Source organism: Aliihoeflea sp. (assembly GCF_052435475.1).
Lineage (GTDB): Bacteria > Pseudomonadota > Alphaproteobacteria > Rhizobiales > Rhizobiaceae > Aliihoeflea.
Window position 1 is genome coordinate 36,829 of record NZ_JBQVMV010000019.1, and the last position, 19,616, is coordinate 56,444.

Annotated in this window: 19 protein-coding genes; 14 read left to right on the plus strand and 5 right to left on the minus strand. The window is 66.3% G+C overall.

Going from position 1 to position 19,616, the window contains the following annotated elements:
• Positions 1-9: 9 nt before the first annotated feature.
• Complete coding sequence (locus ACT6QU_RS17250) at positions 10-720, minus strand: ribonuclease activity regulator RraA (protein WP_444565486.1); 711 nt, start codon at positions 718-720, stop codon at positions 10-12.
• Between the two features lie 174 nt (positions 721-894).
• Between ACT6QU_RS17250 and ACT6QU_RS17255 the strand changes: the two genes are divergently transcribed.
• The 12 genes from ACT6QU_RS17255 to ACT6QU_RS17310 all read left to right on the plus strand — a co-directional run bounded on the left by ACT6QU_RS17255 (position 895) and on the right by ACT6QU_RS17310 (position 14,214).
• Complete coding sequence (locus tag ACT6QU_RS17255; RefSeq protein WP_444565485.1) at positions 895-1,671, plus strand: cyclase family protein; 777 nt, start codon at positions 895-897, stop codon at positions 1,669-1,671.
• 127 nt (positions 1,672-1,798) lie between these two features.
• The gene (locus tag ACT6QU_RS17260; RefSeq protein WP_444565484.1) at positions 1,799-3,439 is read left to right on the plus strand and encodes a flavin-containing monooxygenase; all 1,641 of its coding nucleotides are present in this window, start codon (positions 1,799-1,801) and stop codon (positions 3,437-3,439) included.
• A complete protein-coding gene (locus ACT6QU_RS17265; protein ID WP_444565483.1) occupies positions 3,436-4,212 on the plus strand; it encodes an SDR family NAD(P)-dependent oxidoreductase in 777 nt (258 codons plus the stop codon). Before ACT6QU_RS17260 ends, ACT6QU_RS17265 begins: the two co-directional genes overlap by 4 nt.
• On the plus strand, positions 4,202-5,083 hold the full coding sequence (locus ACT6QU_RS17270) for a 3-hydroxyacyl-CoA dehydrogenase family protein (RefSeq protein WP_444565482.1): 882 nt from the start codon (positions 4,202-4,204) through the stop codon (positions 5,081-5,083). Before ACT6QU_RS17265 ends, ACT6QU_RS17270 begins: the two co-directional genes overlap by 11 nt.
• Complete coding sequence (locus tag ACT6QU_RS17275) at positions 5,076-6,251, plus strand: acyl-CoA dehydrogenase family protein (RefSeq protein WP_444565481.1); 1,176 nt, start codon at positions 5,076-5,078, stop codon at positions 6,249-6,251. Before ACT6QU_RS17270 ends, ACT6QU_RS17275 begins: the two co-directional genes overlap by 8 nt.
• Positions 6,252-6,270: 19 nt before the next feature.
• Positions 6,271-8,562 (plus strand): long-chain-fatty-acid--CoA ligase, encoded by a 2,292-nt coding sequence (locus ACT6QU_RS17280; RefSeq protein ID WP_444565480.1) that lies wholly within the window; start codon positions 6,271-6,273, stop codon positions 8,560-8,562.
• A complete protein-coding gene (locus ACT6QU_RS17285; protein WP_444565479.1) occupies positions 8,559-9,341 on the plus strand; it encodes a crotonase/enoyl-CoA hydratase family protein in 783 nt (260 codons plus the stop codon). The genes ACT6QU_RS17280 and ACT6QU_RS17285 overlap by 4 nt, the downstream gene beginning before the upstream one ends.
• A 120-nt stretch (positions 9,342-9,461) precedes the next feature.
• On the plus strand, positions 9,462-10,718 hold the full coding sequence (locus tag ACT6QU_RS17290) for an ABC transporter substrate-binding protein (RefSeq protein ID WP_444565478.1): 1,257 nt from the start codon (positions 9,462-9,464) through the stop codon (positions 10,716-10,718).
• A gap of 4 nt (positions 10,719-10,722) precedes the next feature.
• A complete protein-coding gene (locus tag ACT6QU_RS17295; protein ID WP_444565477.1) occupies positions 10,723-11,589 on the plus strand; it encodes a branched-chain amino acid ABC transporter permease in 867 nt (288 codons plus the stop codon).
• Positions 11,589-12,683, plus strand: a complete 1,095-nt coding sequence (locus ACT6QU_RS17300; RefSeq protein ID WP_444565476.1) for a branched-chain amino acid ABC transporter permease — start codon at positions 11,589-11,591, stop codon at positions 12,681-12,683. The genes ACT6QU_RS17295 and ACT6QU_RS17300 overlap by 1 nt, the downstream gene beginning before the upstream one ends.
• Positions 12,680-13,447: an ABC transporter ATP-binding protein gene (locus ACT6QU_RS17305; protein WP_444565475.1), complete on the plus strand. Its 768-nt coding sequence runs from the start codon at positions 12,680-12,682 to the stop codon at positions 13,445-13,447. Before ACT6QU_RS17300 ends, ACT6QU_RS17305 begins: the two co-directional genes overlap by 4 nt.
• Positions 13,444-14,214: an ABC transporter ATP-binding protein gene (locus tag ACT6QU_RS17310; RefSeq protein ID WP_444565474.1), complete on the plus strand. Its 771-nt coding sequence runs from the start codon at positions 13,444-13,446 to the stop codon at positions 14,212-14,214. The genes ACT6QU_RS17305 and ACT6QU_RS17310 overlap by 4 nt, the downstream gene beginning before the upstream one ends.
• Positions 14,215-14,217: 3 nt before the next feature.
• On the opposite strand, the gene ACT6QU_RS17315 is transcribed toward ACT6QU_RS17310, so the two are convergent.
• The 4 genes from ACT6QU_RS17315 to ACT6QU_RS17330 all read right to left on the minus strand — a co-directional run bounded on the left by ACT6QU_RS17315 (position 14,218) and on the right by ACT6QU_RS17330 (position 17,648).
• A complete protein-coding gene (locus ACT6QU_RS17315) occupies positions 14,218-14,871 on the minus strand; it encodes a TetR/AcrR family transcriptional regulator (protein ID WP_444565473.1) in 654 nt (217 codons plus the stop codon).
• A 64-nt stretch (positions 14,872-14,935) separates the two neighbouring features.
• Entirely contained in the window at positions 14,936-15,469 is a 534-nt protein-coding gene (locus ACT6QU_RS17320) for a MaoC family dehydratase (protein ID WP_444565472.1), read from the minus strand.
• Positions 15,466-15,951, minus strand: a complete 486-nt coding sequence (locus tag ACT6QU_RS17325; protein ID WP_444565471.1) for a MaoC family dehydratase — start codon at positions 15,949-15,951, stop codon at positions 15,466-15,468. The genes ACT6QU_RS17320 and ACT6QU_RS17325 overlap by 4 nt, the downstream gene beginning before the upstream one ends.
• On the minus strand, positions 15,948-17,648 hold the full coding sequence (locus tag ACT6QU_RS17330) for an AMP-binding protein (RefSeq protein ID WP_444565470.1): 1,701 nt from the start codon (positions 17,646-17,648) through the stop codon (positions 15,948-15,950). Before ACT6QU_RS17330 ends, ACT6QU_RS17325 begins: the two co-directional genes overlap by 4 nt.
• A gap of 148 nt (positions 17,649-17,796) precedes the next feature.
• Here ACT6QU_RS17330 and ACT6QU_RS17335 point away from each other — a divergent pair, with 148 nt between their 5' ends.
• Together ACT6QU_RS17335 and ACT6QU_RS17340 are read left to right on the plus strand one after the other, a co-directional pair.
• Complete coding sequence (locus ACT6QU_RS17335) at positions 17,797-18,720, plus strand: alpha/beta hydrolase (RefSeq protein WP_444565469.1); 924 nt, start codon at positions 17,797-17,799, stop codon at positions 18,718-18,720.
• A 5-nt stretch (positions 18,721-18,725) separates the two neighbouring features.
• Complete coding sequence (locus ACT6QU_RS17340) at positions 18,726-19,517, plus strand: enoyl-CoA hydratase/isomerase family protein (RefSeq protein ID WP_444565468.1); 792 nt, start codon at positions 18,726-18,728, stop codon at positions 19,515-19,517.
• Positions 19,518-19,616: the final 99 nt, after the last annotated feature.

The window sequence follows — 19,616 nt, forward strand, 5'->3', positions numbered from 1 at the left end:
CAATCCTCCTTACTTCGACGAGCCGGCCTTGAAGGCCTCGTAGCGGGCCTTCGTTTCCGCATTCATCGGATAGAGGCCCGGCAGCGCGACGCCGCGATCCACCTCTTCCATGATCCAGGCTTCCAAACGCTCCTGCTCGGGGGCCTCGGCGAGAACCTCGTCGAGGAGCGCTGCGGGAATGACGACCGCGCCGTCATCGTCGACCACGATCACGTCGTCGGGAAACACCGCGACGCCGCCGCAGCCGATCGGCTCCTGCCAGTTGACGAAGGTCAGCCCGGCGACCGAGGGCGAGGCGGCAACGCCGTTGCACCACACCGGAAAATTCGCGCCAAGCACGCCGGCAAGGTCGCGCACCACGCCGTCCGTCACCATGGCGGCAACGCCGCGCTTGGCCATGCGCGAGACGAGGATGTCGCCGAACACGCCGGCATCCATGACGCCCTGGCCGTCGATGACGGCGATCGCGCCCTCCGGCATCGCCTCGATGGCGGCGCGGGTCGAGATCGGCGAGCCCCAGCTTGCCGGCGTCGCAAGGTCCTCGCGCGCGGGCACGAAGCGGAAGGTGAAGGCCGGGCCGACCGAGCGCGGCTGGCCGGGACGCAGCGGCTTGGTGCCGCGCATCCACACGTTCCGCAGCCCCTTCTTCAACAGAACCGTGGTGAGCGTCGCCGTGGAAACGCCCTTCAGCGTCTCGATTGCCGCCTGATCCAATGCCATTCCTGAAAACTCCTCGCTTGGGTTGGTTGCACACCCTCTAAGCGCAAATGCGCGCCGGGGAAACCGCCCACATGGCCTGGACCGATCGCATTCGCTGCTGGCCCGTCGCCGGCCAGTTGCGCGACCGGCCTTCCGCTTTGTACGCCTATGCGGGCAACCTTCGGAGGAGAACCCATGGCCCGCCGCATCATCGACCTGTCCGTACCGATCGCCAACGACATCCCGGCCGATCCGCCGATCCAAATCCCCTCGATCGAATATATCGACCATAAGCAGAGCATCGGCCAGCTCCTGCCCTTCTTCCCCGGTCTGAAAGCCGAGGATTTGCCGGACGGCGCCGGCTGGGCGGTGGAGCGCGTCGTTCTGTCGACCCACAACGGCACCCATCTCGACGCGCCCTGGCACTACCACCCGACGATGAACCAAGGCGAGCCCGCCTGGCGCATCGACGAAGTGCCGCTCGACTGGTGCTTCCAGCCCGGCGTGAAGCTCGACTTCCGCCATTTCCCCGACGGATATGTCGCGACGGCCGCCGATGTCGAAGCGGAGCTGAAGCGCATCGGTCACGAATTGAAGCCGCTCGAGATCGTCGTCGTCAACACGTCCGCCGGCATGAAATTCGGCCAGGCCGACTATGTCGCGAGCGGCTGCGGCATGGGCTACGAGGCGACGATGTACCTTCTCGACCGCGGCCTCCGCGTCACCGGAACCGAAGGCTGGAGTTGGGACGCGCCCTTCGTCCACACCGCCCGCAAATATGCGGCGACGGGCGATGCCTCGCTCATCTGGGAAGGCCACAAGGCCGGCCGCCACACCGGCTACTGCCACATCGAAAAGCTGCACCGGCTGGAGGAACTGCCCGCCACTGGCTTCACCGTAAGTTGCTTCCCCGTGAAGATCGAAAAGGCCTCCGCCGGCTGGACGCGGGCGGTCGCGATCATCGACGATTGACGGCGGTTTCGGACAGCCGAAAGCGAAATACCGAACACCCTTGCAATATACTCATGAGTAAGACATTCTGTTCATTAGGATAGCGAGTAGCCCGCCAGCCAAGGCGCTCGTCACAGGGAGGATCGTGGTGGAAGCCATCGACGCGATCATCATCGGCGCCGGCTTTGCGGGATTGCGCGCCTTGTGGCGCCTGCGCGGCATGGGCAAGCGCGTCGTCGTCCTCGAAGCCGCCGACGACATCGGCGGCGTCTGGTATCACAACGCCTATCCGGGCGCCCGCTGCGACGTCGAAAGCTACGACTACTCCTACAGCTTCTCGCCCGAGCTCGAGCAGGAATGGCGCTGGAGCGAGCGCTACGCCACGCAGCCGGAAATCCTCCTCTACATCAATCACGTCGCCGACCGGTTCGACCTGCGCCGCGACATCTTCCTCAAGACGCGGATGGAAAGCGCCGCCTACGACGAGGCCGCCGCGCGCTGGACGATCACCGCTTCCGACGGACGCCGATGGTCGTCGCAATACTTCGTCATGGCGGTCGGCCAGCTTTCGACGACCAAAGCACCCGACTATCCCGGCCAGTCCTCGTTCAAAGGCGAGATCATCCACAGCGGCATCTGGCCGAAGCACGAGGTCACCTACGAAGGCAAGCGCGTCGCGATCATCGGCACCGGCTCGTCCGGCATGCAGATGACGCCCGTCATCGCCGAAAAGGCGGCGCATCTGACCGTCTTTCAGCGCACACCGAACTACTCCGTGCCAGCCGCCAACGCGCCGGTGACGGACGAGGAGGACCGCCGCGTCAAGGCGGACTACCGCACACGGCGCGAACAGTGCCGCAACTCGCCGACCGGTCTCGGCTTCAAGCCCAACCGCCAATCCGCCCTCGATGTGTCGCCGGACGAGCGCGACCGCGTCTACGAGGCCGCCTGGCACCGGCTCGGCTTCGGCTTCGCCCTCGCCTATTATGACATTCTCCTGTCGAAGCCGGCCAATGACACCGCGGCCGAGTTCATTCAGAAGAAGATCGGCTCGGTGATCGACGATCCCAGGCTGCGCGACAAGCTGGTGCCGAGCGGCCATCCCTTCGCCGCGCGTCGCCCGTCGGTCGACAGCGGCTATTTCCAGGCCTTCAACCGCGACAATGTCGAACTCGCCGATGTGCGCGAATTCCCGATCGTCGTGTTCACGCCGAAGGGCATCCGCACGGCCGACAAGGAGCACGAATTCGACATCGTCATCTTCGCGACCGGCTTCGACGCCTTCACCGGCTCGATCCTCAGGCCCCGCATCGAGGGACGCGACGGGCTGACGCTGAAGGAAAAGTGGGCGGACGGCCCGGTCACCCAGCTCGGCGTCGGCGTGGCGGGCTTTCCCAACATGCTGATCGTCGTCGGCCCCGGCAGTCCCTCGCTCCTGTCGAATGTGATGGTGTCGATCGAGGAGCAGATCGACTGGCTGGCCGACCTCGTCGCCTATATGGACGCCAACGACATCGTCGAATTCGAGGCGGAGCCGGAGGCCGAGCGCGCCTGGGTCGAGCACGTCAACGATCGCGCCCGCGAGACGCTCTACATGTCCACCAACTCCTATTACAACGGTGCCGAGATCGCCGGAAAGCCGCGCGTCTTCATGCCCTATTCGGGCGGCATCCGCGGCTATCGCCGCATCCTCAACGACTGCGCGGCCAATGCCTATACCGGCTTCGCCCTGCGCGAGGCACCGCTCGGCGCGACCGCCGACGACCAGCGGAGCGCGGCATCGTCATGAGGATCGACCTCGCCGGCAAGGCAGCGGTGGTGACGGGCGCGGGCGGCGGCATCGGCCGCGCCGTCGCGCTGGGCCTCGCCGCGCTAGGGGCCGGCGTGCTCGCCGTCGATCTGTCGGAGGCCGCCGGCAGGGAAACCGAGAAACTGGGCCACGCCGCCGGCCACGAAGTCGTATTCCAACGAGCGGACGTTACCAGCGAGACTGATGTCGCCGCCTATGTCGGCGAGGCGACGCGGCGCTGGGGAACGATCGACATCTTCATGAACAATGCCGGCTGGCAGGGACCGATTGCGCCGCTTTCCGCCTATGCGCTGGAGGATTTCGACCGCGTCATGGCGATCAATGTCGGCGGCGTCTTCCTCGGCCTCAAGCATGTCCTGCCGGTCATGACCGCGAACGGACGCGGCGCCGTCGTCAACACCGCCTCGCTCGGCTCCCACGTTGCCACCCGCAATCTCGGCCCCTACACGGCCAGCAAGCACGCCGTCCTCGGCCTGACCAAGACCGCCGCGCTGGAAGTCGCGCGCAAGGGCGTGCGCGTCAACGCCGTCTGCCCCGGACCCGTATCGACCGCGATGCTCGACGAGATCGAGGCCGCGCAGGCTGGCGACGACGCCGAAGAGCTGCGCCGCCGCCGCACCGCGTCGATCCCGGACGGACGCTACGCCGAGCCCGAAGAAGTCGCCGACCTGATGATCTACCTCGCCTCCGACCACGCCCGCCACATCACCGGCCAGGGCATCCATATCAACGGAGGCAGCCATGCGATCTGAACGCATCGCCGTCGTCGGCGGCGGCACGATGGGCGTCGGCATCGTCTATGTCTTCGCCATGGCCGGCTTCGACGTGACGCTGGTCGAGCCGTCCAAGGCGCGCGTCGCCGCCGTCCGGCACACACTGACCGAAGTCGCCGAGGGCGCAGTCAAGCGCGGCAAGGCTTCCGCCGAAGACGCACAGTCCCGCATCGACGCGATCCGCCATCTCGGAAATGCTGCCGACCTGCCCGAAGGTCTCGACCTCGTCGTCGAGACCGTGCCCGAACGCATCGAAATCAAGCGTGACGTGCTGCGCGCCATCGACGCGCGGCGTCCCGGAATCATCGCCAGCAACACCAGCGCGCTCTCCATCGACGCCCTCGCCGAAAACGTCGTCGACCCGTCGCGCTTCCTCGGCATGCACTTCTTCAATCCGGTCTGGTCGCTGCAACTCGTCGAATTGATCCGCGGCGCACAGACGAGCGAGGCGACCCTCGCCGCCGCGCGCGCCTTCGCCGAAGCCGCCGGCAAGACCACGATCACCGTCCGCGACGTGCCGGGCTTCGCCACCAGCCGGCTCGACCTGATCGCCGCGCTGGAAGCGATCCGCATGTTGGAGGACAACGTCGCCTCCGCCGACGACATCGACCGCGCCATGCTCGTCGCCTACCGCCACCCGATCGGCCCGCTGCGCCTCTCCGATATGGTCGGCCTCGACGTGCGGCTCGACATCGCCCGCCAGCTCTCCGCGACGCTCGGCCCCCGCTACGCGCCACCGAAGCTACTCGAAGACATGGTGGCGCGCGGCGATCTCGGCGCGAAGACCGGCAAGGGGTTCTTCGACTGGTCGAAGCCCCACGAGAACGGGGCGCTGCGACGCCATGGCTAGCCTCTTCAACACCACGCTCGTCGACACCGCCGACCACCACGCCATGCTGCGCGACAGCGTAGGCCGGCTCGTCGGCGGCTATGGCCGGCGCTACTTCCAGGACATCGTCAAGCGCAAGGAAAAGCCCGAGGCGCTGTGGAACGCGATGGCCGATGCCGGCTTCCTCGGCGTCCACATCTCCGAGGAATATGGCGGTTCCGGCAGCGGCCTGGCCGATTACAACGTCATCGTCGAGGAAGCGGCGGCGCAGGGCTGCCCCATCCTGTCCCTCGTAATCGGCTCCATCTGCGCGCCCATCATCGAGCAGCATGCGAGCGACGAGATCAAGAAGCTCTGGCTGCCCGGCCTCGCCAGCGGCAAGCTGCGCCTCGCCTTCGCCATCACCGAGCCGGATGCCGGATCGAACACCCACAAGGTCTCCACCATCGCCCGCCGCGACGGCAATGGCTGGAGCCTGAAGGGCACCAAATACTGGACGTCGGCCGTCGACGAGGTCGACGCGATCATGGTCGTCGCGCGCGGCGAGACGCTCGATGCGCAGGGCCGCGGCCAGCTCTCCATCTTCATCGTCCCGCCGGATGCGAAAGGCATTTCGAAGACGCCGATCGAGACCGCGCTGCACGTCCCCGAAACGCAGTTCATGCTCTATTTCGACGACGTGAAGCTGCCGGCCGACGCCATCGTCGGCACCGAGGGCCAGGGACTGAAGCACCTCTTCGCCGGTCTCAATCCCGAACGCATCTGTGCCGCCGCCATCAACAACGGCATTGCGCGCTATGCGCTGGAAAAGGGCGCGGCCTACGCCGGCGAGCGCAGCGTCTGGAAGACGCCGATCGGCGCGCATCAGGGGGTCGCCCATCCGCTTGCCAAGGCCTATGTCGCGGTCCAGCAGGCGCGGCTGATGACGGCCCGGGCGGCGCAGCTCTACGACCAGGGGTCGGGCGAAGCCGGCGAGGCCGCCAACATGGCCAAGTTCGCCGCCGCCGACGCCTCGCTCGAAGCGCTCGACCAGGCGATCCAGACCCATGGCGGCAACGGGCTCGCACTCGAATACGGGCTGGCCGATCTCTGGTTCATCGCCCGCCTCCACAAGACGGCCCCGGTCAGCCGGGAAATGGTCCTCAACTTCGTCGCCCAGCATTCGCTGGGCCTGCCGAAGAGCTATTGAGGGCGATCGGGCGATGAACATGGCACACCAGACCGCCAGCACATTCGCCGACATCATCCGCAGCCATGCCGCCACGCGCCCGAACGCGCCGGCCCTCACCTTCGAGGCTGTAACGCAGACCTTCGCCGAACTCGACGCGTCGAGCTCGCGCGCCGCCAACGCGCTGCGCGCCGAAGGCATCCGTCCCGGCGACCGCGTCGCGGTGCTGACGAAGAACCGCGCCGAATTCTTCGAACTCATCATCGCCTGCAGCAAGATCGGCGCGATCCTCGTCGGCCTGAACTGGCGCCTGGCCGCCGCCGAAATCGCGGCCATCCTCGCGGACGCCGCGCCCGCCATCGTCATCACCGGCCCGCAGGAAAGGTCGCTCCTGCCCGAAACGCCGATCCGCACGCTTCTCTTCGGCGCGGCCTACGATGCATGGCGCGACGCCCATCCCGCCACCGACCCCGGCCATCGCCGCGCGCCGGACGAAGTGATCCTTCTCCTCTACACCTCCGGCACGACCGGCCTGCCGAAGGGCGTGATGCTCACAAACGAGGGCATGTCCTACACGCGCAAGCTCGCCGATGCCTGGGGCATGACCCCAGCAAGCGTCAATCTCGTCGCCATGCCGATGTTCCACATCGGGGGCTGCGGCTACGGCTCGAGCACGATGATGGCCGGCGGCCACACGGTGCTGATGCGCGAGGTCGATCCGGGGCGCGCCATCGAACTCATCGCCCGCCACCGCGTCACCCACACTTTCTTCGTCCCGGCCGTCGTCCAGATGATCCTGCAGGCGCCGGGCATCGAGGACGCCGACCTGTCGAGCCTAGAACTCCTGATGTACGGCGCCGCCCCCATCGGCGACGTGCTCCTGAAACGCGCGATCGAAAAGCTCAACTGCGGCTTCATGCACGCCTACGGCATGACCGAGGCGTCCGGCACGGTGACGATCCTGCCGCCGGCCGATCACGAGCCGGACGGCTCCCGCGCGAGCCTGCTCAAATCCTGCGGCAAGCCTTTGCCCTGGGTCGAGTTGCGCATCATCGATCCGGCGACGCAGACGGATGCCGCGACCGGAACCGTCGGCGAGGTCTGGCTGCGCTCGGCGATGATCATGAAGGGCTACTGGAACAACCCAGCCGCGACCCGCGAGGCGATCGAGGATGGCTGGTATCGCACCGGGGACGCCGGCTACCGCGACGCGGACGGCTACCTCTATCTGGTCGACCGCTTCAAGGACATGATCATTTCCGGCGGCGAGAACATCTACCCGGCCGAAATCGAAAACGCGCTCAATGCCCATCCCGCTGTCCGAGAGGTCGGCGTGATCGGCATCGAGCATTCTCGTTGGGGCGAGACGCCGATGGCCGTGGTCGTGCTGCATCAAGACGGCACGGCCACGGCCGAGGACATCATCGAGTTCACCCGGAGCCGCCTCGCGCGCTACAAATGCCCGACGAGCGTGGTCTTCGTCGACGCGCTGCCGCGCAACGCATCGGGCAAGCTTTTGAAGCACGAGATGCGACGCATCTACCGGCGTCCCGGCGTAACCGCCCTGTCGCTGGTGCGCCGCTGGGTGAACGACTACTTCAACCGCCACGACGACGCCGCCTGCGCAGCTTTCATCGCGCCTGATTACACGCTGGAAATCGGCGACGTGACGCTCGCCGGCCGCGACGATGTCTGGCTGCCCGCCGTCGACGTCCAGATGAAGCGCTTCCCCGGCCTCTCCATGACCGTCCACCAGACGGTCGCCGGCGAGGACTGGGCCGCCGCATTCTTCTCCGAGCATGGCGCGAGCGAAGGCAGGCAGGCCGTCTGGTCCGGCGTCGGCATCTGGCGCTCGAACGGTGAAGTCCTAACCGGCTGCATCGCGCAGGAAGACTACATGACGCGCCAGCGCCAGCTCAAATCCGGCATCACCGATCCGGTCGACCCGCCGGCCGCAGCCCCATGGGACGTGGCACCCCTGCCGCGCGACGAGGCCGCCGAACAGATCGTCGCCGGCTGGCTGCAGGGGGCATGGCCGCGCGAGCCATCCACGGTCCGCTGCGACGACGACCACATCACCGGCTCGCCTCTCCGCTTCGACGTGAGCGAAACCGAGACGGTCTTCCTGAATTCGTCCGGCCCGGACGTTGTCTTCCATGTCCGCCAGACCGGCCTCTACCGCGGCGGCCTTACGAAAATCGGCGCGATCGACCTGCCCGCGACGCTCTACGTCAACGGCATCGTCCGCGTCGAAGACGGCCGTATCGCCTCCGGCCGCGTCATCCGCGACCGCGTCGGGCTTCAGGCTGCGCTCGAAAGGGTGATGCGATGACGATTCACCAGACCCATGCGCCGACCGTCCTCGTCGAGATCGACGGCCCTATCCTCGTCGTCACCATCAACCGCCCGCAGGCGCGCAACGCGATCGATCGCGCGACCTCGCAGGCGATCGCCGATGCGATGGACCGGCTCGACTCCGATCCGCAATTCGCCGTCGGCATCGTCACCGGTGCCGCCGGCCATTTCTCGTCCGGCATGGATTTGAAGGCCTTCCTTGCCGGCGAGCGTGTCGAACTTGACGGACGCGGCCTTGCCGGCATCTGCGAGACCCCGCCCGCAAAGCCGCTCATCGCGGCCGTCGAGGGCTACGCGCTGGCCGGCGGCTGCGAGATCGCGCTCGCCTGCGACCTGATCGTCGCCTCGAACGAAGCCCGTTTCGGCATTCCCGAGGTGAAGACCGGCCTGATCGCAGGCTCGGGCGGGCTCGTGCGCCTGCCCCAGCGCGTCCCGCGCCAGATCGCGATGGAATACGCGCTGACCGGCCGCCTGATGACCGCCGCCGAGGCGCATCATTTCGGGCTGGTCAACACGCTGACTGAGCCGGGCCAGGCGCTCGATGCCGCACGCGACCTCGCCCGCGAGATCGCCGCCAACGCCCCCCTCTCCGTCGCCATGACGAAGCGCATCGTCAACGAGGCGGGCGGCTGGCCGGCCGACGAGGTCTGGACGCGCCAGCGCGCGCTTTTGGAAGAGATCGTCGCATCCGAGGACGCGCGCGAAGGCGCGCGGGCATTTTCCGAAAAGCGCCGGCCGAACTGGCGGGGTCAATGATGCGGGGTCGAAGGAGGTGACCGATCAGGCAAAGGGATAAGACGGAGGAATGAACCGGTCCTGCCAATGATGGCCGATCCGGTGACGACCAAGATCATCGACGTGTCAGCAGGAGGAACCATGACACAGAATTCATTCACGCGATCGAACGATCGCAGCCTTCGCCCGGTCGCCCTGTCAGTCGCGCTGACGCTCGCCGCCGGTCTCGCAAGCCTGAGCGCCCACGCCCAGGAATCGCCCGCAGACGGCGTCCATGCCGACCGTGTCGACTGGGGCATCCTGATGGACATGTCCGGCCCGACCGCATCGTCGCAGAGCGTCTGGGTGCGCGGCTTCCAGGACTATGCAGCCAAGATCAACGAGGATGGCGGCATCAACGGCCGCAAGCTGAACCTCCTCGTCGAGGACAACCGCTTCGATGCGGCGACCGACAAGATCGCCTTCGAGAAGCTCGTCGGCCAGACGCCCGTCATCGCGATTTCCGGCATGGGCAGCTCGGTCTCGCAGGTCGCCCTCGCCGACACGATCAAGAACGGCAAGGTTCCGGTCATCGGCACCTACACGCCCACCAAGGCGCTGTCCGAACCCGTCTCGCCGATGGTCTATAACGGCTTTTGCGGCTACCGGCAGCAGGCAGAGGCCGGCGTCGGCTACATGGTCGAGAAGCTCGGCCTGGAAAATCCGAAGGTCATGACCGTCGCCATCGAGACGGCCGGCGGCCAGGAATACGCGCAGTTCGTCGCGGACGCCGTTGCCAAGCATAACGGCACGGCCACGTCGACGACGATGAAGGTGACCGCCGCCGACGTCACGCCGCAGGTTCAGCAGATCATGTCGGAAGAGCCCGACTTCATCACCATCTACGGCATCGAGAACACCGCGATCCTGACGATGAAGACGCTGGCGCAATACGGGCTGGAAACGCCGGCCTTCGGCATCACCTATCTCGGCACGCCCTCGGTCTATGCCGCGCTCGGCGCCGAAGCCGGCGCAAACTACAACTTCATCTCCTGCTTCACCCCCGGCGGCGCGGACGATGCGGAAGGCAATGCCGAACTCGTCGCCTATGCCGAAACGGCGGGCAACGAGAACCTCTCCGGCAACATCAACTACGTCGCCGGCTGGGTCGCCGGCCAGCTTGCCGCCGAGGCGCTCGAAATGGCGGGCGACAACCCGACCCGCGAAAGCCTCGTCAAGGGGCTCGAAGGCGGCTTCACGCTTGACAGCAAGGGCCTTGCCGCCCCCATCGTCTTCACGCCCGAGGACCACACCGGCCCGCAGGTCCTGAAGATGTTCAGCTACGACTACGACAACTCGGCCTTCACGGCCGACGGGGACTACGCCGACTACGAGAAATACACCAAGCCGGCGGAGTGATCGGATGTTCGCGCAAGTCCTCTTCAGCGGTCTCGCCCTCGGCAGCATCTACGGGCTCGTCGCCCTCGGTTTCGCCGTCGTGTTCAAGGCCACTGACGTGTTCAACTTCGCGCAGGGAATGTTCGCGGTGTGCGGCGCCTATTTCGCCGTCACCGCGATCTCCTCCCTCGGGCTCCCGTTCGGGCTGGCGATCGCGTTCATGATCGCAGCCTGCGCGACGTTGGGCGTACTTGCGCACATCTTCCTCATCCAGCCGCTTGCGGGACGCTCGATGCTCGCCATCATCATGGTGACGATCGCGCTGTCGATCGTCCTGCGCGCCGGCATCGAGATCTTCTACGGCCCTCAGGGCCGCGTCCTGACGACGCCGCTGCCCTCCGGCGTCATCCGCATCGGCGATCTGCGCATCTCGCAGCTTCACCTCATCGCGGCGCTGACGAGCTGGGCCTGCATGGCGATCTTCGGCGCCTTCTTCCGCTTCACCTCGGTCGGGCTCCTGATGCGCGCAACGGCGGACGGCCACGAGGCCGCGCTCGTCTCCGGCGTCAACGTCAACGCCATGAACCGCCTCGCCTGGGCCATCGGCGCCGTGCTGGCCGGCATCGGCGGGCTCTTCCTCGGCCAGATCCAGATCGTCTCGCCCGAGCTCGAGGCCATCGGCCTCCTCGCCCTTCCCGCCGTCGTCATCGGCGGCATGCAATCCATTCCCGGCGCCATCATCGGCGGGCTCCTCGTCGGCCTGATCGCCCAGTTCGCCGGCTCCTACATTTCGCCGAAATCGACCGACATCGTCATCTACGGCCTGCTTCTCCTGATCCTGATGGTCCGCCCCTGGGGCCTGCTCGGCCAGCGCGAACTGGGGAGGGTCTGATGTCCGACACGCTCGCCACATCCACCGTCGCGCCGGCCCGCGCCAAGACGTCGCCCGCGAAATGGATCGTCCGCGCGATCGTCCTCGCCGTGCTCGTCTACGCCCCCTTCGTCCTCGTCAGCCGCTCGATCTTCGGCATCCCGCTGTCGAACATGCAGCTTCTCAATCTGGGCCTGACCCAGATCAATCTGATGCTGATCGCCATGCTCGGCGCGCTGTCGCTGAATTTCCTGACCGGCAGCGCGGGCCTGATCTCCATCGGCCACGCCGCCTTCTACGCCACCGGCGCGATGACGGCCGCGATCTTCGGCACGCAGTTCGGTTGGCCCTTCCCGTTGGTCCTGGTCTGCGCGGCCATCGCGGGCGCGCTCGCCGGCATCCTCGCGGGCCTGCCCTCGCTGCGCGTACGCGGGCTCTATTTCGTCCTCTCGACACTCGCGGTGCACTACGTCGTCGTGTTCCTGTTCCAGGAATACCAGTTCGCCTTCTTCGGCGTCGTCGGCGTGCCCTTCGCCCAGCCGAATATCGGCCCGATCGCGATCGACAGCCCGATCCGCTGGTATTTCTTCCTGCTGCCGCTCGTCGCCCTCGTCTATCTCGGCCTGCGCAACGTGCTCGCGACGCGCGAGGGCCGGGCGCTGATGGCGATGCGCGACCACGAACTCGCCGCCACCGCGATGGGCGCCGATGTCCGCATCCTGCGCCTCAAGGCCTTCGCGCTGAGCTCGGCCATCGCCGCCGTCGCCGGCGCGCTCTACGCGCATCTCCTGACGAACGCGACGTCGGAAGTCTTCGGCATCAACTTCGCCATCCAGTTCATCGCCATGATCATCATCGGCGGGCTGGGCTCGCTGTCCGGCTCGCTCCTCGGCGCCGCCGTCTGGCTGCTCCTGCCCACCATCATCACCGGCCTGACGTCCTTCGCGGCCGATTCCACCGGCATCGTGCGCACCGTCCTCGTCGACCACCGCCCGCAGCTCGTGCAAATGATCTTCGGCCTGATCGTCATCGTGCTCCTGATCTTCGCACCCGGCGGCATGGCCGATTTGATCGCAAAACTGCGCGCGGCCCTCTTCGGCAGGAGACGCGGATGAGCGACCAACCGATCCTCTCCGTCGAGAACCTCTCGGTCGGTTATGCCCGCAAGGGCCTCGCGCTCGACGATGTCACCCTCACGGTCTCGCGCGGCGGCATCGTCGCCCTGCTCGGTGCGAACGGCGCCGGCAAGACAACCCTCATCCGCGCGATCTCCGGCCTGCTCGATCATCATCACGGACGCATCGAAAGCGGGCAGGTCCGCTTCGACGGCCGCGTCGTCAACACCCTTCCACCGCACAAGCGCATCCGGCTCGGCATGGCGCAATCGCCCGAAGGCCGCCTGATCTTCAAGAACCTGACCGTCGAGGACAATCTCCTCGTCGGCGCCGCGATCCTCCCCAGCGCGAAGCGCCAGGACGGGCTCGACGCCGTCTACGCGCTCTTCCCGCGTCTGAAGGAACGTCGCGGCCAGTCGGCCGGCTGGATGTCGGGCGGTGAGCAGCAGATGCTCGCGCTCGGCCGCGCGCTGATCGGTCGCCCGCAACTCCTGCTGGTCGACGAATTGTCGCTCGGCCTCGCGCCGCTTCTCGTCCGCTCCATCTACGAGGAACTGAAAAAGGTGCGCGAACTCTTCGGCTCCTCGATGCTGATCGTCGAACAGAACGCCAAGCTGGCGCTCGGCTTTGCCGAACATGCCTATGTGCTCGATCGCGGCCGCATCGCGCTCTCCGGCACCGCCGCCGAAGTCGCCGCAAGCTCGGCCATCCACGATTCCTATCTCGGCACCGAGCGCACGGCCAGCGAAGGAGCGCGCGCATGACCAGGCCGCTTCTCGAGATCGATGCGCTCCACATGCGCTTCCAGGGCATCGTCGCCCTCGACGACGTCTCCTTCTCGCTCGACGAGGGCAAGGTAACCGCGCTGATCGGCCCCAACGGCGCCGGCAAGACCACCATGTTCAACTGCGTGACCGGCATGTACCGGCCGACGGACGGCGCGGTCCGTTTCGCCGGCGAAACCATCACCGGCCTCAAAGCCCACCGCATCGCAAGGCACGGCATCGCCCGCACCTTCCAGAACCTGGCCCTGTTCTCCGGCCTGACCGTCCTGCAAAACCTTCTGGTCGGCGCTTATCTCAAGGGTTCGTCCGGCCTTCTGCAGGGCATGTTCCGCACCGGCGCTACACGTGCGGAGGAAGCGGAGGCCGAAGCGCAGGCGCGCGAAATCCTCGCCTATCTCGGCCTCGAGGACGTCGCCGATGCCAAGCCCTCGCAACTCCCCTACGGCCAGCAGAAGCGCATCGAATTCGGCCGCGCCCTGATGCAGAAGGCGAAACTGATCCTGCTCGACGAACCGATGGCGGGCATGAGCAAGACCGAAAAGGCCGCGATGACGGCGCTGATCCAGCGCGTGCGCGCCGAAATGGGCATGACGTTCCTGATCGTCGAGCACGACATCCCGGTCATCATGGACGTCTCGGACAAGATCGTGGTACTCGATTTCGGCCGCAAGATCGCCGATGGCGACCCGCGCGCGGTGCGCTCGGACCCGGCCGTGATCGCCGCCTATCTGGGCACGGACGAGTAGCGATCAGACCGCCGTCGCCTCGGCCTTCCGCTTGATAGGCGCGCGCTTGGCGCCGGCAATTCCAAGGATCAGCCGCGTCATTTCCGAGGCGATGCCGGCGACTTCGAGACGCCCTTCCGGCCTGTACCAAAAGGTCGACCAGCTCACCGCGCCGCCGATTGCGAGCGCACCCATCTTGGCGTCCTCGAGATCGAATTCGCCCGCGTCGGAGCCGGCCTGCAGCAGGCTCGCCACCTGGCCGAAGAACCGCCGCCGCATGTCGCCGAGCCGCCGCGCATCGGCCGGCTCGAGATTCTTTTCCTCGCGAGTATAGATCGCGATGTTCTTCTGGTTCATCAGGATCGAGGTGACGTAGCGCTTGCCGAACAGGCGAAGGCTGTCGGTCGGCCCCAGTTCCTCGGCAAGAACCCCCTCGATTTCGTCCAGCGCCGCCTTCACGCCACGCTCGCAGATTTCCGCCAGAAGTTCGCTCTTCGAGCCGAAATTGGCATAGATGAACGGCTTGGTGACGCCCAGCCGCTCGGCAACCTCGTCCAGCGTCGTGTTGTCGTAGCCCTTCTCGTAGAAGAGATCGGCCGCCGCGCTCACCGTTCGCTCGCGCTTCAGTGCCGCAACCTCGTCGCGGATCTTCAAATGCCCATGGGCTTCTTTGGCCATCGCCGTCATTTCCCTCAAGCGCCTCGCGGAAAGGCGCGTCCCGCAGTCTAGGCGATTCCCCGCCTCAAAGGGACAGGATGTCCCGAATTTCGGTCATGTAGAGCTTGCCGGTCGCTACGTCCTCGACCGTCACCTCGTGGCGCACATAGCGCCGCTCGCGCTTCACATACTTGTCGGTCGCCTTGGTCGTGATGCGGATCGTCGCCCCCACCGGGATCGGCGCCACGATCTCGGTGTCGTGGAACGTGTGGATCGACCCGATCGCGAAAGGCTTGGTGTGGTCGAACTGGACCGACAGCACGAAATGCGAGACCAGCAGCGGCGGCACGATTGCGGTGCCGAAGGGCGATTCGCCCTCGATCCGCCACTTGTTCATCCGCCACCCCTCAAACCAGGGATTATAGTCCTCCACCGCGTCGGCATAGAGGATGATCAGTTCGGGCGCGAGATAGAGTTCGCGCGACAGCACGTCGCCGATTTCGACCATGTCCCAGTAGGTCCGGCACTCCTCCTGCAGCCCCTCGACGAAAGCGCGCTCCTGCGCGATCTGCAGCGGCGTCATCGGACGCAGATCGTCCGTCCTCGGCTCAGGCCTCATGCCAGCTCTCCCTGCACCCCGACATCGACTTCGAGAAAGCCGACCGTCTTGATCTCGCCCGCCTCGTTGTCGGCCCAGAACTCGACCTTGAAGCGAAAGCCGTCGCCCTTCGGCGTCTTCTCGCGCACCACGCCATGGGTGGTGATGATTTCGTTGGCGAAGGTCGAGGCGACGTATTTGCACTGCATGCGCGAGCCGGCGAAGAATTCGGCGCCGAAATAGTTGACGCACATCTCGGCGATATAGGCCGACGACATCTCGCCCGTCTGGATCGGCGCCTTCAGCCCCGTTTCGGCCGCGTAGACCGGGTCCCAGTGGTTCGGGTTGAACCGGCCCCACAGCCGCGATCCCATGAGCTGGATCGCCGCCTTCTTTTTGACCCCGATCATCTCGAACCCGACCGGCGTGTCCTTCGTTATGCGCACGGCCGTCGCGGACGAATTTTCCATAGGGTCGGCCTGCGCCTTCATTGCGGCGGTCATGTCAGTTGCAACTCCTCGATGGCGCGCTGGGTAAGCAGGAATTTGCGCGCGCGGCCGGACGGCGTGGTCGGCAGATCCTCGGCCCGGATCGGCAGCACGTATTTCGGCACCTTGAAGCGCGCGAGCCTGTCGGCGCAAAGCGCGATCAGTTCGTCCGGTGCCACCTTCACCCCGTCGCGCAAAACGACATAGGCAGCGCCCGCCTCGCCCATGCGCCTGTCCGGCACCGGAACGACATGCGCCTGCAGCACCGCCGGATGCGCCGTCAGCACGTCCTCGATCTCGGTCGGCATCACCTGTTCGCCGCCGCAGCGATAGGATTCCTTGCGCCGCCCGACCAGCGTCATATAGCCGTCGGCATCGAACCGCGCGAGATCGCCGGTGTGGAGCCAGCCTTCGGCATCGAACGCTTCCGCGGTCGCATCCGGCTTGTTGTAGTAGCCTCGCGTCACGCCCGGCCCCCTGGCCATCAACTCGCCGATTTCGCCCGTCCCGAGCACCTTGCCGGTCTCGGGATCGACGATGCGGTAGTCGACGAGGCGGCCCCCGAGCCTCGGCTCGCCCGCCGGCCCGATCTCGCGCATACGCCCGTTCGTCGCAGCGAGCCGCTCGTAGGGATCGTCGGCACGCGTCGCCATCGTCGTCGCGGTGACCTCGGTCATGCCGTACCCGGTGGTCACCTCCGCCGGCGTCATCAGGGCGAAGATGTCCCGGAAAATGCCCTGCGGCGAACGCTGGCCCGACGAGATCACCGCCCGCAGCGACGGCAGTTCGCGCGGCCGCGCGCGCAACTCGTCGAGGACCACGGTCGTCATCGTCGGCACCAGAAGCACGTCGTCCGCCAAGTGCGTGTCGATCGCGTCGAGCGTGCCGGCCGGGCTGAACTGAATCTGCGGAATGATCGCCCCGCCGACGAACGGCACCGTCAGCATGCCCTCGACATAGCCGTAGACATGATACATCGGCAACGAGAACGTCACGCGCCAGCCATCGTCGAAGCCGCGGCAAAAGGCGCTGCCGAACGCCGCGCGCAACAGCATGTCATGCGTCAGCATCACGCCCTTCGGCGCGCCGGTCGTGCCGGACGTGTAGATGATGTCGCTGACCGAATGCGGATCGACGTATGGAAAGGCCGCCGATCCGGCATCCGCTGCGAGAAGCTGGTCGAACGCCGTCGCGCCTTTGCGAACCGCCGCATCGCCGGTGGGAAATACCACCAAGCGCTTCAACCGCGGGAAGGCATCGCCGCCCCCTGCCCGTTCCCAGCCGGGTATCAGCGCATCCAGCGCGCCGAGATAGTCGAGGTCGCGAAATCGGTCCATCGTCACGAGAAACGCCGCGTCCGACTGCTTCAGCACATAGCCGAGCTCGTCGCGGCGGTTGAGGAAGTTGACGGGGATAGCGGTCGCGCCGACCCGCGAAATCGCATATTTCAGCGCCACGAAATCGGGATGGTTGGCGAGCACCATCGCCACATGGTCGCCCGGCCGTACACCGGCCGCCATAAGCCCGGCGGCGATCGTTTCCGAGCGCGATTTCACCTGCGCATAGGTCCAGATGAAATCATCAGTGACGACGTAGGGACGGTCGGGAAAGCTCTCCGCGGCATGGTCGAGCAGGCCGTGGAGCGTCCGGGCGACCCATTGCGGATGGCGCCGCACGAGAGCGTCCTGCCGTTCCTTCAAACTCGACGTCATCGCGCCTCCCGCGGCCGCGCCGGCAGCAAACCTCCAGATGCCGGAGAACGGCTTTACACGAAGCGCCGTCCGCACTACCGTTCTCATCAGCAACAAAACCTACTTACACGTAAGTATCGCAACTTACAAGTTTGCAAGGGTCCGTGCCATGCCGCTCGACGCGCGTCTGAAACCGTTTCTGGCCGACCCGCGCAACCATGTGCGCCCACCGCCGGCCCATGTTCCGATGGAAAAGGTGCGCCGCGCCGCCAACGCGGCCATGCCGGGCCCGGCAAGGGTCGAGCTTGCCGAAGTCCGGACGCTCGCCGGCCCCGGCCGCATCGCGCTCAGGCTCTACCGTCCCACCGATGCACCCGGCCTGCCGATCATCCTCTTCCTGCATGGCGGCGGCTGGGTCTGGGGCGACCTCGACACGCATGACACGATCTGCCGCGCGCTTGCACAACTATCCGGCGCCGCGGTCGCCTCTGTCGAATATCGCCTCGCACCCGAAACCCGCTTTCCCGGCCAGCTCGAAGATGGCCTTGCAGCCTTGCGCTGGCTGTGCGCCGAAGCCGGAACACTCGCCCTCGATGGCACGCGCATCGCGCTTTGCGGCGACAGCGCCGGCGGAAACATCGCCTGCGCGATGGCGATGGTCGCCGGCAAATACGCCATGGACCTTCGTCACCTGGCGATGATCTATCCGGTTCTCGACGCCGCCTGCGCCAGCCCCTCGCAACGCGAATTCGCCGACGGCTACCTTCTGAGCGGCGCCGGCATGAAATGGTTCTGGGAGTGCTATCTCGGCGAAAGCGCCCATGCCGGAAATCCGCTTGCCTCGCCGCTCGCAGCCAGTCCCGCCGAGCTTTCCGCCCTTCCGCCAGTGTCGATTGCGACCGCCGAATTCGACATACTGCGCGACGAGGGCGAAACCTTTGCTGCACATCTGCGACAGGTGGGCATCGCCGTTTCGCTGCGCCGCCATGATGGCATGGTCCACGGCTTCCTCTCGCTGCCCCCCGTCGAGGACGTCGCCCTTGCCGCCATCGCCGAGATCGCCGGCGACATTGCCGTAAGCCTTGAGGACTGACTGGAATGAGCGATTTCCCCGCCTATGAGACGATCCGCACCATGCGCCGCGGACGCATCCTGACGCTCACCCTGAACCGTCCCGACAAGCTCAACGCCGTCGACGAAAAGATGCACGGCGAACTCGCCACGATCTTCAGGGCGGCAGCCGACGACCCACATTCCGACGTCATCATCCTGACCGGCGCGGGCCGCGCCTTTTCCGCCGGCGGCGACATCGTCTGGATGCAGAAGATGATCGATGAAGGCTTTGACCAGACCGCCCGCGAGGCCAAGCGCATCGTCCTCGACCTCCTCGATTGCGACAAACCAATCATTGCCAAGCTCAACGGCCACGCCGCCGGCTTCGGCGCGACCATGGCGCTGTTCTGCGACGTCATCTTCGCCGCCGACCACGCGAAGATCGGCGATCCGCATGTCGCGGTGGGCTTGACTGCCGGCGATGGCGGCGCGCTGATCTGGCCGCAACTCATCGGCTACGCACGCGCCAAACGATATCTCCTGACCGGCGACATGATCGCGGCCGCCGAAGCCGAGCGCATCGGCCTCATCACCCACGCCCTCCCCGCCGCCGATCTGGACGGCGCCGTCGACGCCTTCGCCGACCGCCTGGCATCTGCCGCTCAAGTCGCGATCCGCACCACCAAACGAGCGATCCACGCCGCCCTCAAGGCGAATGCCGCCCAGATGATGGACACCTGCCTCGCCCTCGAGGCAATCTCAAACGCCTCGACCGATCACCAGGAAGCCGTCAACGCCTTCCGCGATAGCCGCGCGCCGGTTTTCACCGGACGCTAGACCTGCCGAAACATCGTGCCCAAACGCAAAAAGCCGCCCTTTTGGGGCGGCGTGTGGATGTGGAGGTGTGTTGAACGACCTGAGACATAGGTGACGTTT

Excerpts from the sequence above, each read along its gene's own strand:
- ACT6QU_RS17250 (WP_444565486.1), bottom strand. The coding sequence starts at position 720 with ATGGCATTGGATCAGGCGGCAATCGAGACGCTGAAGGGCGTTTCCACG.
- ACT6QU_RS17255 (WP_444565485.1), top strand. The coding sequence starts at position 895 with ATGGCCCGCCGCATCATCGACCTGTCCGTACCGATCGCCAACGACATC.
- ACT6QU_RS17265 (WP_444565483.1), top strand. The coding sequence starts at position 3,436 with ATGAGGATCGACCTCGCCGGCAAGGCAGCGGTGGTGACGGGCGCGGGC.
- ACT6QU_RS17270 (WP_444565482.1), top strand. The coding sequence starts at position 4,202 with ATGCGATCTGAACGCATCGCCGTCGTCGGCGGCGGCACGATGGGCGTC.
- ACT6QU_RS17275 (WP_444565481.1), top strand. The coding sequence starts at position 5,076 with ATGGCTAGCCTCTTCAACACCACGCTCGTCGACACCGCCGACCACCAC.
- ACT6QU_RS17280 (WP_444565480.1), top strand. The coding sequence starts at position 6,271 with ATGGCACACCAGACCGCCAGCACATTCGCCGACATCATCCGCAGCCAT.
- ACT6QU_RS17285 (WP_444565479.1), top strand. The coding sequence starts at position 8,559 with ATGACGATTCACCAGACCCATGCGCCGACCGTCCTCGTCGAGATCGAC.
- ACT6QU_RS17290 (WP_444565478.1), top strand. The coding sequence starts at position 9,462 with ATGACACAGAATTCATTCACGCGATCGAACGATCGCAGCCTTCGCCCG.
- ACT6QU_RS17295 (WP_444565477.1), top strand. The coding sequence starts at position 10,723 with ATGTTCGCGCAAGTCCTCTTCAGCGGTCTCGCCCTCGGCAGCATCTAC.
- ACT6QU_RS17300 (WP_444565476.1), top strand. The coding sequence starts at position 11,589 with ATGTCCGACACGCTCGCCACATCCACCGTCGCGCCGGCCCGCGCCAAG.
- ACT6QU_RS17305 (WP_444565475.1), top strand. The coding sequence starts at position 12,680 with ATGAGCGACCAACCGATCCTCTCCGTCGAGAACCTCTCGGTCGGTTAT.
- ACT6QU_RS17310 (WP_444565474.1), top strand. The coding sequence starts at position 13,444 with ATGACCAGGCCGCTTCTCGAGATCGATGCGCTCCACATGCGCTTCCAG.
- ACT6QU_RS17315 (WP_444565473.1), bottom strand. The coding sequence starts at position 14,871 with ATGGCCAAAGAAGCCCATGGGCATTTGAAGATCCGCGACGAGGTTGCG.
- ACT6QU_RS17320 (WP_444565472.1), bottom strand. The coding sequence starts at position 15,469 with ATGAGGCCTGAGCCGAGGACGGACGATCTGCGTCCGATGACGCCGCTG.
- ACT6QU_RS17325 (WP_444565471.1), bottom strand. The coding sequence starts at position 15,951 with ATGACCGCCGCAATGAAGGCGCAGGCCGACCCTATGGAAAATTCGTCC.
- ACT6QU_RS17330 (WP_444565470.1), bottom strand. The coding sequence starts at position 17,648 with ATGACGTCGAGTTTGAAGGAACGGCAGGACGCTCTCGTGCGGCGCCAT.
- ACT6QU_RS17335 (WP_444565469.1), top strand. The coding sequence starts at position 17,797 with ATGCCGCTCGACGCGCGTCTGAAACCGTTTCTGGCCGACCCGCGCAAC.
- ACT6QU_RS17340 (WP_444565468.1), top strand. The coding sequence starts at position 18,726 with ATGAGCGATTTCCCCGCCTATGAGACGATCCGCACCATGCGCCGCGGA.